The sequence below is a fragment of the Bifidobacterium simiiventris genome (assembly GCF_019331715.1).
GTDB classification, from domain to species: Bacteria; Actinomycetota; Actinomycetes; order Actinomycetales; family Bifidobacteriaceae; genus Bifidobacterium; species Bifidobacterium simiiventris.
The window spans coordinates 179,012-192,465 of record NZ_JAHBBG010000004.1; the positions used below are offsets into that span (position 1 = coordinate 179,012).

Below are 13,454 nucleotides of genomic sequence, written 5' to 3' on the forward strand. Positions count from 1 at the left end.
CTATGGCATGTCGTCCGGCGTCACCCAACGGCCCTACGCCTTGTGCGGCATATCGACATCAGTGTCGATCACGATCGTCACCGGACCGTCATTGACCAAGCCGACACGCATATGCGCGCCGAACCGCCCCTCGCGCACCGGCACTCCCCCGGAACGCAGCGCGTCGTTGAAATCGCGCCAGACCAGCTCGGCATGAACCGGCTCGCCGGCCTTCACGAAACTCGGACGGTTGCCCTTGTGCACGTCGGCGAACAACGTGAACTGCGAGATCGACAGGATCTCTCCGCCGACGTCCTGGATGGATCGGTTCATCTTGCCTTGCTCATCCTCGAACACGCGCAGGTTGAGGATCTTGTGCGCGAGCCACGCGACTTCCGGCTCGCCGTCCGCGTCGGACACACCGACCAATAGCATGTAGCCAGGGCCGATCTGCTGCGGCTCGAACGTGGGATCGACCGTTCCCAGCTCGTTCAATACATCGACGCCGGCCTGTGAGACTCGTTGCAATACGATACGCATGCAGCCGATTATGCCACGACACAGGTGGATGACGCCGCATTTCGTTTGCGCCCGAACGGACGCATACAGCCGGTATGCAACGAAAAGGCCGCGGCGAAACTCGATCGCTTCGCCGCGGCCAGCCGTCACACGTGCAGGTTTTACGCCTACTTGACCTTCCGGATGCAGAAGAACAGGCACGCGCCCAGCAGCGAGATCACGAACGACGCCGGGAACACGGCGCGGTAGGTGCCGAACAGCGTGATGATGCCGCCGGCGATCGCGGTGCCGATGATCTGCGAAAGCGTGTTCGCGAAATTGATGATGCCGAGATCCTTGCCCGCAGTGTCCTTGTTCGGCAGCACGGCGAGGTTGAGGGCGCCGTCGATGGAGTTGTAGACGCCGTTCGCCACGCCGGTGATCACGCCGAACGCGTACATGGCCCACGCCTGCGGCCAGATGAACGGGAAGATCGCGGCGATGCCGATGAAGATGACGGAGATCGCGACCGGGGCCTTGAGCCGACCGAACTTGTCGGCGAGCGGGCCGGCGATGACGCCGAAGATGATGCCGGTGAACATGGAGATGGAGGTCATGGTGGCGACCGCGATCTTGGTGGCGTCGACGCTCAGGTGGATGTAGTCGGTGAAAATGTACAGCTGGTACAGGCTCACGCAGGTGCCGCCGACGACCATGAGCAGCTTGCCGCCGAGCGCGAGGTAGTAGTCGCGCGCGCCGTGGACGGGCAGGAAGAAGTGGCTGAGCAGGCTGCCGGCGTCGAAGCGGACGCGCGGTTCGTCAAGGTTGGACTGCTCGTTCATGAGCAGCACGTGGACGAGTCCGAGCACGAGCGAAATGCCGGCGAGCAGGTACATGCCTGCCTGCGGGTTGCCGAGGAACTGCGAGGCGATGATGGTGATGATCTGGCAGCAGGTCCAGCCGACACCCCAGCACATGGATGCGGTGCCGCGCCAGCGCGGCGCGATGCGGTCGGACTGCTGGGCGACCATCGCCGCGGCGATGGCGTTCTCCGCGACCGCGACGACGACCCAGCCGGCGATGATCGCGCCGATCGAGATCACGTTGGCGATGACGACGAACATGAGCGCCTGGATGATCAGGCCGCCGACGATGTACGGCTTGCGCTTGCCCCAGCGGGTGCGGGTGACGTCGGAGAGCGCGCCGAACACGAAGTTGGCGATCAGGCCGGCGAGCGACACGAACGACGACATCAGGGCGACGGCCGCGACCTTGCCGGCCGGGTCGAGATTGCTGAAGATCTGCGGGGTGAGGATGTTGCGGCCGGCACCCACCGGCCCCATCCAGGTCAGTGGCCCAAAGAACAGGCCTGCGCATAGGAGATACGGCAGTTTCGGCTGCTGCTCGTTGGATACGCTGGAGCCGCCGGGTTGCGGAGTCGGGGTATTATGCACGGCCGTTTGCTTACGGCCGGTCTGGCTTTGCTGTGGCATGCTGATCGACGTCATTTCGGTTCCTCTCTTTTCCGTCATGGGATCATCCGCCAAGGATGATCGTCGTCGATGAAAACGGCAGCCACGATACTCCCCTTTGCGGATTATCGTTAACCTTCCTGCGTGTCGCGGCCCAACCTCACCTCGCTGTATCCGTCGGCGCACCCCCGCCGGCGCCGGCCCTCGCCCGGCGCTCGTAATAGTCGACGAGCGGGAGGAACAGCTCGTCGACGGTGGCGACGATGTCCGCTTCGGACAGGGGACGCATGTCGCGCAGGATGATCGCGCGACCGAGCTCCCCCGGCATGCGCAGAAGCGATTCCGGCAGTTCGCAGGTAATGCCCCCTCGCTCCCGCGCCGCATCGATGGCCATCATGATGCTGGGTCGGTCACTCATCATCGTACGTTCATACAGTTCGTGTGCACTCACTCCCAGCCAGTCGGCGTAGACGCCGAATTTGGCGAGCACCATCACCGCGTCGGACTGTTTGCGGTTGAGCTGCAGGAGAATGGAGATGACGTCGCCTCTGAGCGTGCCGGTGTCCGGCTGTTCGAGGGCGGCGCGTCCGCGGTGCCATCTTACGGCGGCCACGAACAGGTCCGTGCGGTTCGCCCATCGTCGGTAGAGCACCGGTTTGCTGGTATGCGCCCTGGCGGCCACATTGTCGAAGGTGAACTCTTCGGCGCCGCACGTGGACAGTTGTTCCCACGCGGCATCCAGAATGGCCGTTTCCAGGGCTTCGCCTCGCCGGCGCGTCCGCTTCGGCGCGATATTCTCTTCCATGTACTCATCTCCATACGCGGCATGGCGCACCGCCGTCAGCGATCGCTCACTCTCCTCTATAAGATACCATGGCGTTTCTTACTTACGGTTGCCTATAATCAGATGCTGCATATAAGAAACTTATTCGTATCTTAAAGAGGTTGGATGATGGAAAACGCACGAGGAAAGGATACGAGACGCTCCCTGATTTGCTTGTGCGCGGCCGAGCTGGTGATGATGATCAACACCACGGCGTTCAACGTGGCGCTGCCGGACATCGCCGAATCGCTCGGCGCGGGCATGGCGGAACAACAGTGGATCGTGTCCAGCTACAATCTCGTATTCGCGGCCGTGGTGCTGCTGGCCGGATTCCTCGGCGATAGGATCGGCCATCTACGAACCATGCTTGCCGGATTGAGCATGTTCGTCGTCGCATCCGCAATCGGCTTCATGGCCGGGAACGTACCGGCACTGCTCGTCTCGCGGTCGATCATGGGCGCCGGCGCGGGCGTGGTCATTCCGATGGGGCAGGCGCTGCTCGGCATCCTGTTCCGGAGTTCCGAATTGTCCCGCGCCATGACCGCATGGGCGATAGCCGGCACGCTGGGCGTTCCGTTCGGTCCGCTCGTCGGCGGAGCGCTTACCGCCGCAATGGGCTGGCGCGGCATCTTCGGGTTCGATGGCGTGGTGTTTCTCGTCGTGATCGCGGTTATCCGCATGTACGTTCCGCGGACGAACGCATCGCACGAATCCCGGTCGCTGCGTATGCCGTGGATGTCGGTCGCGATGATGTTCGCCGGATTCACCCTGTTTTCGACCGGTCTGGTCAATGCACAGCACGGTATCCTGTCCGCAAACGCTTGGATTCCGATGACGGTCGGCGTTGTGTTGATCGCGGGATTCGTGCTGCATGACCGCGCCTCTCATAATCCGCTGATGGAACTCGACCTGATGAAGGACCCGTCGTTCGCGGCCTGCGCCCCGGCGTTGATGATGCTGAACTTCTCGATGTACGGCATCATCTTCATCATGCCCGCTTACTTGGAGACGGTGCTGCGTCACGGCGCGCTGATCGGCGGCATGCTGCTGATGCCGTTGGTCGTCGCATCCATCGCGGGGTCGCGGATGAACGACTGGATCGTCTCCCGGATCGGCTCGCGCGGCACAAGCCTGCTGTCCTTGGGATGCCTGGCCGCCGGCATGCTGACGATCGGCGTTGCCATGAGATGGCCAGACGGGGCGCTACAGCAGACGACGATGCTGATGGGCCAGATCATGGCCGGTCTCGGATTGGGAGCGGGCCAGCCAGCAATGCTGACATGGGCCATGGGCCGGGTGCCGGTCGAGCGATCCGGCGCCGGCTCCAGCCTGCTGACCGTGTTCCGTCAGTTCGGATCCATCATCGGCGTGGGCATCTTCGGCAGCATACAGAGCGGACTGTATGCGGAGAAATTCCACGATCTCGCACAGCCAGCCGGGCTGAACGCGCAATCGGCCGGTTCCGTGATGCTGGATTTCCAGCAGGCGACTGAATTTGCGGACACGACAGGAAACCTGATACGACAGATCGCCTCCCGCGCCTACGAATCCGCGATGACCGGCAGTTTCGCCTCGGCCGCCGCGGTCATTCTCATCACCCTAGGAATCGTCGCGCTGATATCCCGCACAACGACGAGGTGAGTATCGGAAAACCGCGTGGACGTACACAATGGAAACCCCATCCCCACGGAAGGCAGTGACGCGCCGCCGTTTCTTACCCACTCGGGGTGCGCGGCGCTACTCGACGATCACTTCTTGGAAATGTTGAGTTTGGACTCAACTGACTTGCCGTACCGCGACAGCCGTCCACTCCCTCACACTTGCGCAGTCGACGGATAGTCATTCAGACAGTGAAATCGTCATTCCAAAAGTCATGTATCTGTCCTCAGACACATTGAATTGAAGCTCGATGTTTGTCGGTCTTTTTTCATCCCGCAATGTTGTGAATATTCAAGCACAGCGCGTGATAGTCTATTCGACCATTTGACAGACCGACCGACGGTCTGTATGCTCTGGGAAAGCGAAAGGAAAGGAGGAAGTCATGGCGCACCATACGCACCACGAGGACACCGAACGGCGAATCCTCGATTCCGCACGAAGGCTCTTCGCCAAGAAGGGCTACGAGAAGACATCCATCCAGGACATCCTGAACGATCTGGGTCTTTCCAAGGGCGGGCTCTATCACCATTTCAAATCGAAGGAGGCGATTCTCGACCAGCTGAACGCCGACGAGTGGGCCGTCACCGCACGTCTCCTCGACAAACTCATCGAGCGTGATGACATGAGCGCATTGGAGAAGTTGCGCGCACTCATCGTTTCCGCCGTGGACGCCCCCGATCACTTGGATCTCGTTCGATCCCAGCTCGCGCTGCTCAAGGATCCCGCGTTCTTTACCGCGAATATGCGCTTCTGGTCAACGAGACTGCCGGAGTCCTTCCGCTCGCTCATCGATATGGGTGTGCAGGACGGTTCGATTCCCACGGCATATCCCGAGGAAGCGGCGCAACTGCTCTCACTCCTCGGCAACTACTGGCTCATGCCCTGCTTTTATCCCGCCGACCGTACCGACATGGAACGGCGCATCCGCTGCCTCGCCACGATGCTCGACGCCATCGGCGTACCGGTATTCGACGAGACGCTCACCCTACGAGCGGTCAAGGGCCTCACGGCCCTGTTGCCAGAGGGGGAAGCGGCGTCCGCATAGGCCGTACCCGGGCACGCCGGTTTGCACATTATGGCGCCCGCGTGAAAGGACGTTTGTGCGTCCTTTGCCGTGGCGCATTTTTTATCACCATAACAGACCGACGGTCGGTCTGAATGGATGTCCATGAACACCAAGGAAAGGAACTCGATAATGACGGACACGTCCGAATACGCGACTCAGCAGCAAAGCAGCCGAGTTGCAGACCCTCTTCATATACGCGACTTCTATCTGCTTGTCGCAGGTCTCGGCATATCGCTTTTCGCCAACCTCATGTTGCGGTTCGCCATGTCCATGTGGGTGCTTGACGAGACCGGCTCGGCCGCGGCATTCGCTTCCATCCTCACGGCGAGTATCCTGCCCACGATCCTGCTCTCGCCCCTCGGCGGCGTGGTGGCGGATCGCAGGAACCGCCGAACCATCATGGTGGCACTCGACACGCTCTCCGCCGCAACAGTGCTCATTTGCGCGGCGGTTTTCTCAGCTACCGGATTCAATCTGGCGGCGATTGCCGTGATGCAGGTGGTGCTCGCCGTACTCGATGCCATGGAGACGCCCACGGTGCAGGCGGCGTTGCCGCAGATGTTCCGCTCCCACGGCGAGGACGTGATGCGCCGCGCGATGGCCGTGGTGAACGTGGTGAACCAGACGAGCACGCTCGTACCCGCCGTGCTCGGCGGCGTACTCTACGCGACAGTGGGCGCCATGCCCATGATGGGCATCACCATCGTGGGATTCGGCACGGCCGCAGTCGTGGAGTGCTTCATCCAACTCGGCGCTCCCGAACGTGGTGACGATGGGCGCACCTCGGCCCTCGATGACCTTGTGCGCGCCGGACGTTTCCTCACTCGCGAGCGCCCCCATGTACTGCATCTGGTGCTGCTCTGCGCCGCGCTCAACTTCCTGGTGACTGGATACGCGGAAGTCGGTTTCCCCTACATGGTGCGAACCGTGCTGGGGTTCGACTCCACGGCGTACGGTCTTGCATATGGTCTCGTGGGAGCATCCGGACTGCTTGGCGCGCTCGTCGGAGGACGGGCCGCGAAGTCGCTTTCCAAGCGACGATTCCCGACAACAATCGCCGCCTTCTCACTCACCATCCTGCCCCAGGCGCTCGTCATGGCGCTTCCCGCCGGCGATGGAGTGCGCCTTGCGACGCTCACGGCGAGCACCTGCGGAACCATGGTCGCCATCACCCTCGCGAACCTCATCGCCGTGCCGGCGATCCAGATGAGCTGCCCCGAGGACATGACCGGCAAGGTGATGTCGCTCGCGCTCTCCACGAGCATGTGCGCCCAGCCTCTCGGGCAGATCACATACGGTTGGGCGTACAGCGTTTATCCAGCGGGAGCGGTCCTGGCGATGACGTTCATGCTGGCCGTTGCCATGTTGCCATTGGTCGCACACGTAGCGCGGAGGTTCTAGGACATGCTCCCCGTCCAAACCCGTGACACTACCCGGCAATCACTTCTTAGACGTTGATGAAACTTGAGCTCGATGCCATCACCGGACTGTGTCGTATTTTGACCGGGATAATCACACAGCGTTGCGATTATCCCGCACCGTCGTAGCACGGTAAGGCCAAGAATCACTGGTCGGGACCGGATGCTAGATTCGAGTATAACAGCAGCCTTCCACGCCTCCTTACAGTGCGCAACCCGGGAGGCTCTTTTCATTTCCGGAGGTGTCGGTGAAGTCCGCGAAGAACTTGGATGAGATGATCGAGCTCATGGAGTCACGGGGCCTGACCGTGCCGGATCACGACGAGATGCGCCGAATATTGTTCGACTCCAACTACTACCGGCTGTCCGGGTATTTCCGCGCGTTCCAGAACGATCCGGCGCACGGGAACAACGACTTCAAGTCCGACGTTACGACAGCTGATTTTCTTGAACCGTATCGGCTGGACGGCGAATTACGCTCCAAGATTCTGCGGGGTACGGCACTTGTCGAGTTGACGGTGAGGTCACGTTTCGCGTATCTCGTCGCACAGAACGGTGGCGCATACTCGTATGCGGACATCGATTCGTACGAGCCGATCACCAACCGCAAAGACATCGAACTGCGAACCTCGCTGGTCTCGAACATCCGCAAATGGATAGACATGTCCAACGAAGTATGCATCCGCCATTACCGCAAAGTGGGCGAGCCGGTGCCGATCTGGGCGGCGGTGGAGACCATGCCGTTCGACACGGTATCGCGTATGCTCAGCCTGCATCGGGACACAAGCGCGCTCAAGGAACTGTACCGGTCGCTCGGCATACGCACCAACCTGCGCACCGCATCCGAGATCATCCATGCGATGGTCTACCTGCGCAACCTGTGCTCGCACCACAGCAGGCTGTGGCACCGCGAGATGGTCATCGTGCCGCCTGTCACCCGGGACATGCGTCGACGCTACCCGGACTTCAACTACGAGCAACGATCGGTCGCGCAGGCGTTGATCGCGTTATTCTATCTTGCGGATGAGATCAACGGCGACGATTCGTATTCAAATGAGCTTATTGACTTTCTTTCCGAGCAGCATCGCTACGGTGACGGTATACGTCACCCATTGCATTGGGAATAGACACGGCTGACGTGCTGAAAGCGCCGCATGGTTCTCGAACCGGGTTAAGACTCATGTTTTGACTCTTAACCCCTCCATTATGCTGTCAGCGTAATGCCAGTGCGGGTTGTAGTCGTATGGCTTTGATGGCCGGGGCGAGGGAGCCGATGAGCGAGGTGGCGATGGATGCGTCTGCCGCGACCATCGCCGCCGTATACGGGTATGCCGGCGGTTCGAGTGGCGAGTCGGCGGGCAACATCCAAGGAATCGCCCAGACCAATGCCATGGAGATGAGCACCGCCGCGAATGCGATGATGAGGCTGAGCAGCACGGATGAGCCGATGACCTGTATGGCTATGTTGACTCTGGTCGCTCCCAGTGCGCGGCGGATGAGCAGTTCGTGCGAGCGTTGCTCGATGCCGGCCAATCCGATGTTGATCATGCCGATGGCGGATACCGCCAGCAGCAGTATCGCGGTGACGATGACGCCGAGTTGGAGGAATCCGATGACCTGCTCGTAGTCGCCGGCGTTGTCGGAGCGGTTCCATGATGATACGCTGCCGATGCCGACGTCGGACAGCAGATCATCCAACGCGGTTTTGGCATGTTGGTCGTCCACGCCCTCGTCGGGGTGGACGAGGATGGTCAGACCATCCGGGGCCCAGGCCTGGGGCCAGTAGCGTTGCAATGTGATCGCGTTGATGTAGATGACGGGTTCGTCCGCCCCGTCGGCGACGACGCCGTCCACCCGTGCCGGCACCTGCTGCGGGTTGCCGGTCCGGGCGAGCGTCACGGTGCCGTCATGCACGTATTGGCGGGCGCTTTCATTGACCACGGTTTCCAGCGTGGCGGGTTCGTTCGCCCCGGTCAGCCATGCGCCGATGATGGGTGCAGGCATGACTCCCATCCGTTCGGCGTCGGTGACGACGATGGTGACGTGACGTATCTCCATGCTGACGCCGGACGATGCCCATACGGCGAGGTCGTTGAGATGGTACTGCGCGGATGCGGTTCCCGGCCTGAAAGTCGCGAGGCGTTCCTGCAAGGTCGTGGTGGTCCGCGCATCGGCTAGTGACCGCACGTCGATGATGGCGCTGTAGGTGGGTGTCCTGCCGCTCAGGCGCGCGTTGACCGCTTCGAGGTAGTCGCGGCCGAGTGTGCCGACGAGGACGCCGGCGATGAGCGCGACGATGCCGATGAGCATCGATAGGGCGGTGAGGCTGGTGCGCAGCGGGTTGATGCGCAGGTCCTTGACGATCATGCGGATCATGAGAGTTTCCCCCTGTCGATTGTCAGCCGGCGTTCGCATCGGGCGGCGAGTTGCGGGTCGTGCGTGACGAGGATGAGTGTGACCCCGAGTTCTTGAACCTGTCGGAACAGTATGGCGGCGACCATATCACCGGTTTCGGTGTCGAGCGCGCCGGTCGGCTCGTCACAGATCAGCAGGTCGGGATCGGTCGCCAGCGCGCGGGCGATGGCCACGCGCTGCTGTTCGCCTCCCGACAGGCGCGACGGCATGCTGTCCGCGCGCTCCGCAAGTCCGACGGCATGCAGCATGCGCACGGTCCGTCTCCTGATCGTCCGCATGGGAGTCCCTCCCCGGTACTGCAACGGGAGGGCCACGTTCTCCCACGCGCTCAGATGCGGGATGAGGGAGTAGTTCTGGAACACGAACCCGATATGCCGGCAACGGAAGTGCGACCGGTCGGCGTCGCTCCACGCGGCGCAGTCCCGTCCATCATAGGAGAGCGTCCCGCTGTAGTCGTTGTTAAGCAGGCCGATGATGGAGGCGAGGCTGGTTTTGCCGGACCCTGATTTCCCGACGATGGCGGTGGACGTGCCGCGCTCGAAAGACGCGCTCACGTTGTTCACCGTCGTGAGCCTGCCGCCATCGGGCAATCGCACTTCGGCGCTCAGGTGATCCACCCGGATGAGTGGCGTGTCATTCATGATTGCGCTCCGGGAGCAAGGTTCGGGGCCGTCGAGGACACCACGTCGCCTTCCTTGAGACCGTCGAGGATGATGATCGAAGTGCCGTCCGACGCACCCAGCTTCACGTTCACGGCGGTGAACGAATCGCCGTCGCGCCTGCTGACCTGGCCGGAGCCGAGTCTGCCGGCCACCGCGGTGACGGGCAGGATCAGCGCGTCCTCGATTGCGGTCGCGGTCAGCACCACGGTGGCGTTCTGCCCGGGGCGTGCCTGCACGTTCTTTGGGAACAGGCATTGCATAGTGCGCGTCGATGCGACACCTTGCGCGGTCGTCGATCCGGCTGCGGCTTCTCCCGATGAGGTTGACATAGCAATGCCGTCGTCCACTACCGCCGCGCAATCCGTGGGCCCCTGCGCGTCGGTGATCTGGAACCGGCCGGTGAGCGTCTGGTCCGAGCCTACGGTCGTCAGCAGCGCGGTCGCGTCCACATTGGCGCTCATGCCGCCGTATCGTATCGAGAACAGCGGATAGTTCGCGGCCACGTCGTTGTCCTGTGCGATTGTTTCGATCACGCCATCGACCGGGGTTGTGATCTTCTGGTCGCCGATGGTGCCCAGCACGTCGCCCGCATGAGCGTATGATCCCTGCTCGGCCGTGGAATGGAACCAGCCTTTCGCCGGAGCGGCGAGCGAGAACACCGAAGCCACCTGCACGCTGGTGGAGGATGAGGCCAATGGCGTGATGCCGCCCTTGCGCACCTCGACCGTAGACACCGATTGCCCTGCCGTGGAGGATGCGTCGGACGATGACGTCTGCGATGACGAGCAGGCCGTCACGGTCACGCACATCACCGCGGCCGCGATGCACGCCAATAAACGCTTGGAGAAGGCAGGCACGTTCATTGCGCCAGTCCGTTCTCCTGACGGTACCATGTGCAGTCCGTGTTGTAGAAGTCCCGCATGGTCGAATAATCGCCGAGCTCGGACTTGCCGATCACGTCGTTCTCGACTATGCCGTCCTTGTCCTCGTAGTAGTTCTTGAACCAGTCGGTGTCCAGTAGTTTGCGCAGCTGTTTGAGGGATTCACGGGCCGTCTCCGGGCTGGTCTGGCTGTTGTCGAGGATGTCGCGTTCCACCGAGCACTGCCAGTAGGAGTACGCCTGCCCCTCTCCGCTGCCTTTGGCATACAACGAGGACGAAGACTGCGTCTTGGGCATGTTCGCGGGGAACTCGTCGCCGTTCATCAGCGTAAAAGGAAAGTCCTCGACGGTCGCCTTGTATTCCTCGTTCGCCTGCTGCCAGGTCAGCATGCCGCCGTTGTCCGAGGCGCCGCCGTTCGAGGTCGTCCCGCAGCCGGACAGCAGCATCGCCGCAATCAGCATGGCGGCCTTGTGTCGTGTTCTCGGTTTCATCATCATGCTCCTTCGGACGATTGCACAACTGTCACCAACCATTAGCCCACAGACGGCGGCCCGGAAGCAAAGGATTGTCATGCGCGCGCATGACAACGATACGGCGACGGGTATGGGACGCGCATACGATGGATGCCATGACAGACACATCGGGATCGCGGACCATAACCGTCGGGGTTCTGGACAACGATTCGCTCGCCCTCAACGCCATAGCCATGATGACAAGCCGTCTTTCCCCGCGGTTCCATGTCATCTGGAGCACCACGTCACCGGCGTCGGCATTGCAACGCTGCATGACACGCGGCACGCAACCCGACGTGCTGATCGTCGACATGGCATTGGGAGGCATCACCGGCGCGGACATCTGCATGAGAATCCGCCGGCGCACCCCGACAATCGGCCTGGTATGCGTCACATCCTATGACCTTGCTTCGTACCGTCAGGACGCGATCGAGGCGGGCGCGCAATGCCTGCTGGCCAAGGACCGCATCGTCAGGGAGCTTCCGCAGGCCATACGATGCGCGGCGCAGGGCGAACCCGTTGCCGACACCGGATTCCCCACCGCGCGGGAGGCCCATCGGAGACTCAACGACGAACGCGCTACCGGAACGCAGTTGCCGGAAACCGACAAGCCGTCGTTGTCCCCCAGGGAGCGGGATGTGCTGCGGCTCTACGCGCACGGGTCGTCCACCGACGAGATAGCCGCGCTCCTGAACGTGGGCAGGGGAAGCGTCTTCACCTATGTCAACCGGGCATGCCGCAAACTCCACGCAGCCGACCGCAAGGAGGCCCTCGCCATATGCGCTCGATACGATCTGCTTTGAGCCGCATACGCCATCCGGCCATACTGGCGGAGGGACTGGTCCTCGCGGCGGCGATCCCCATCGAGATGGGCGTGTACTCATCCCAGAACCTGCTGTCATGGTCGACCATACGCATATCGCTGCTTGTCGCCATCCTGTGCGCCTTGCTCGGAGTGGCGCCGACATGGGTCTCCTGCCTGTTGTTTGTGGTCTCCGGATACGCATTGCTGTGGCTGTTCTCGCCATTGACGACCATCATGATCGCCGCACTGACGTCCATCGCGGTGCTCTCGTTCGTCAAACCCCGCCTCGGCGCCGCTTCCGCGCTGGCCGCCTTCGCCGCCCTCGCCGTGAGCAACACGCAGAACAACCTCACCGCATCGAACATCGTCGGCATGATCGTCATGTGCCTATGCCCGTTGTCACTGGGGCTCGGTCTCAACCTGCTGCTCGCCCGACGACAGGCGACCGCGGCGCTCAGACAACGGCTTGATCGAGAACGCACGGCACGACACCTGCACGACACCATCAGCAACGATCTCGCCTACATGATCCTGCGCATCGACCAGGCAAGCCATGACGACCTGACTGGCGACCGGAGCCAATATCAACGACAACTCGACGATCTACGCACCATCGCCGAAACCGCGCTCGACCATACCCACCAAGTGATACGGCAACTCGAACATGCCGACGAATCGGACGGCATCGCCCATGTCGGCCAGACAAACGAAGACATGGCCGGCAGGAAAGCCGAACAGCAACGGGAACAACTCGAAGACATCATCCAGACACAGCAGCGACGACTCAAAAGCCTCGGTTTCCAAGGCGACGGCATCCTAGGGACATTCGATCATCCCCTGGAGGATGACATCCTCGACCTCCTCGAGGGGCTGATCAACGAACTCTACGCGAACATCGCCAAGCACGCCGACCCCGACGCCTGGTACGCCGTCACGATCTCCTTCGATCAACGGCACGTCATCATCTCGGCAAGCGACGCGAGAAAAAACAACGAGACTCAGATCGGGCTAGGCAGCGGTCTCGATCGATACCGAACCGTCATCGAATCCATGTCCGGAACATTCGACGTAACCACTGATGATGGCAGCTGGAACGTGGATATCGTCATGCCACCGTTATCTTCGAATGACAAATAAGGCGCTTGTGTTGTTTTCGTGGGTGTGGGTTCGTCGTTGAGCCGTTGAGGGAGTAAGAGAAGAGCGCTTCCTGGGTAGGATGTTTTCGACCAAGATAAACAAGCAACCAGCAAGCGCCTGATGAACA

General features: G+C 61.6%; 13 protein-coding genes. 6 read left to right on the top strand and 7 right to left on the bottom strand.

Annotation, left to right across the window (positions count from 1 at the left end; translation table 11 throughout):
* Positions 1-33: 33 nt before the first annotated feature.
* From dtd to KIH76_RS06440, 3 genes are all read right to left on the bottom strand, one after another.
* Positions 34-519 (bottom strand): D-aminoacyl-tRNA deacylase, encoded by a 486-nt coding sequence (gene dtd / locus KIH76_RS06430; protein WP_214374499.1) that lies wholly within the window; start codon positions 517-519, stop codon positions 34-36.
* A gap of 146 nt (positions 520-665) precedes the next feature.
* Positions 666-1,985 (bottom strand): MFS transporter, encoded by a 1,320-nt coding sequence (locus KIH76_RS06435; protein WP_214374498.1) that lies wholly within the window; start codon positions 1,983-1,985, stop codon positions 666-668.
* A 124-nt stretch (positions 1,986-2,109) separates the two neighbouring features.
* A complete protein-coding gene (locus KIH76_RS06440; RefSeq protein ID WP_214374497.1) occupies positions 2,110-2,754 on the bottom strand; it encodes a helix-turn-helix domain-containing protein in 645 nt (214 codons plus the stop codon).
* A 144-nt stretch (positions 2,755-2,898) separates the two neighbouring features.
* Between KIH76_RS06440 and KIH76_RS06445 the strand changes: the two genes are divergently transcribed.
* The 4 genes from KIH76_RS06445 (at position 2,899) to KIH76_RS06460 (ending at position 8,042) form a co-directional block, all read left to right on the top strand.
* The gene (locus KIH76_RS06445; RefSeq protein ID WP_214374496.1) at positions 2,899-4,413 is read left to right on the top strand and encodes an MFS transporter; all 1,515 of its coding nucleotides are present in this window, start codon (positions 2,899-2,901) and stop codon (positions 4,411-4,413) included.
* A gap of 400 nt (positions 4,414-4,813) precedes the next feature.
* Positions 4,814-5,476 (top strand): TetR/AcrR family transcriptional regulator, encoded by a 663-nt coding sequence (locus KIH76_RS06450; RefSeq protein ID WP_214374495.1) that lies wholly within the window; start codon positions 4,814-4,816, stop codon positions 5,474-5,476.
* 150 nt (positions 5,477-5,626) lie between these two features.
* Positions 5,627-6,898 carry an MFS transporter gene (locus KIH76_RS06455; protein ID WP_214374494.1) on the top strand — a complete coding sequence of 424 codons (1,272 nt, stop codon included), beginning with the start codon at positions 5,627-5,629 and terminating at the stop codon, positions 6,896-6,898.
* A 265-nt stretch (positions 6,899-7,163) separates the two neighbouring features.
* Complete coding sequence (locus KIH76_RS06460; RefSeq protein ID WP_338023600.1) at positions 7,164-8,042, top strand: Abi family protein; 879 nt, start codon at positions 7,164-7,166, stop codon at positions 8,040-8,042.
* Between the two features lie 85 nt (positions 8,043-8,127).
* Here KIH76_RS06460 and KIH76_RS06465 read toward each other — a convergent pair whose 3' ends face one another.
* Genes KIH76_RS06465 through KIH76_RS06480 form a run of 4 tightly spaced genes read right to left on the bottom strand, consistent with a single transcriptional unit; the run spans position 8,128 to position 11,367 of the window.
* Entirely contained in the window at positions 8,128-9,291 is a 1,164-nt protein-coding gene (locus KIH76_RS06465) for an ABC transporter permease (RefSeq protein ID WP_214374493.1), read from the bottom strand.
* Positions 9,288-9,971, bottom strand: a complete 684-nt coding sequence (locus tag KIH76_RS06470; protein WP_214374492.1) for an ABC transporter ATP-binding protein — start codon at positions 9,969-9,971, stop codon at positions 9,288-9,290. Before KIH76_RS06470 ends, KIH76_RS06465 begins: the two co-directional genes overlap by 4 nt.
* A complete protein-coding gene (locus KIH76_RS06475; RefSeq protein ID WP_214374491.1) occupies positions 9,968-10,855 on the bottom strand; it encodes an RND family efflux transporter in 888 nt (295 codons plus the stop codon). Before KIH76_RS06475 ends, KIH76_RS06470 begins: the two co-directional genes overlap by 4 nt.
* Positions 10,852-11,367: a hypothetical protein gene (locus KIH76_RS06480; RefSeq protein ID WP_214374490.1), complete on the bottom strand. Its 516-nt coding sequence runs from the start codon at positions 11,365-11,367 to the stop codon at positions 10,852-10,854. Before KIH76_RS06480 ends, KIH76_RS06475 begins: the two co-directional genes overlap by 4 nt.
* 134 nt (positions 11,368-11,501) lie before the next feature.
* Here KIH76_RS06480 and KIH76_RS06485 point away from each other — a divergent pair, with 134 nt between their 5' ends.
* Together KIH76_RS06485 and KIH76_RS06490 are read left to right on the top strand one after the other, a co-directional pair.
* On the top strand, positions 11,502-12,188 hold the full coding sequence (locus KIH76_RS06485) for a response regulator (protein ID WP_236036870.1): 687 nt from the start codon (positions 11,502-11,504) through the stop codon (positions 12,186-12,188).
* Complete coding sequence (locus KIH76_RS06490) at positions 12,164-13,327, top strand: histidine kinase (protein WP_236036871.1); 1,164 nt, start codon at positions 12,164-12,166, stop codon at positions 13,325-13,327. Before KIH76_RS06485 ends, KIH76_RS06490 begins: the two co-directional genes overlap by 25 nt.
* Positions 13,328-13,454 lie beyond the last annotated feature (127 nt).

What these genes read in the sequence shown, in the direction of transcription:
- dtd (WP_214374499.1), bottom strand. Translation starts at nt 519, where the DNA reads ATGCGTATCGTATTGCAACGAGTCTCACAGGCCGGCGTCGATGTATTG.
- KIH76_RS06435 (WP_214374498.1), bottom strand. Translation starts at nt 1,985, where the DNA reads ATGACGTCGATCAGCATGCCACAGCAAAGCCAGACCGGCCGTAAGCAA.
- KIH76_RS06440 (WP_214374497.1), bottom strand. Translation starts at nt 2,754, where the DNA reads ATGGAAGAGAATATCGCGCCGAAGCGGACGCGCCGGCGAGGCGAAGCC.
- KIH76_RS06445 (WP_214374496.1), top strand. Translation starts at nt 2,899, where the DNA reads ATGATGGAAAACGCACGAGGAAAGGATACGAGACGCTCCCTGATTTGC.
- KIH76_RS06450 (WP_214374495.1), top strand. Translation starts at nt 4,814, where the DNA reads ATGGCGCACCATACGCACCACGAGGACACCGAACGGCGAATCCTCGAT.
- KIH76_RS06455 (WP_214374494.1), top strand. Translation starts at nt 5,627, where the DNA reads ATGACGGACACGTCCGAATACGCGACTCAGCAGCAAAGCAGCCGAGTT.
- KIH76_RS06465 (WP_214374493.1), bottom strand. Translation starts at nt 9,291, where the DNA reads ATGATCCGCATGATCGTCAAGGACCTGCGCATCAACCCGCTGCGCACC.
- KIH76_RS06470 (WP_214374492.1), bottom strand. Translation starts at nt 9,971, where the DNA reads ATGAATGACACGCCACTCATCCGGGTGGATCACCTGAGCGCCGAAGTG.
- KIH76_RS06475 (WP_214374491.1), bottom strand. Translation starts at nt 10,855, where the DNA reads ATGAACGTGCCTGCCTTCTCCAAGCGTTTATTGGCGTGCATCGCGGCC.
- KIH76_RS06480 (WP_214374490.1), bottom strand. Translation starts at nt 11,367, where the DNA reads ATGATGAAACCGAGAACACGACACAAGGCCGCCATGCTGATTGCGGCG.
- KIH76_RS06485 (WP_236036870.1), top strand. Translation starts at nt 11,502, where the DNA reads ATGACAGACACATCGGGATCGCGGACCATAACCGTCGGGGTTCTGGAC.
- KIH76_RS06490 (WP_236036871.1), top strand. Translation starts at nt 12,164, where the DNA reads ATGCGCTCGATACGATCTGCTTTGAGCCGCATACGCCATCCGGCCATA.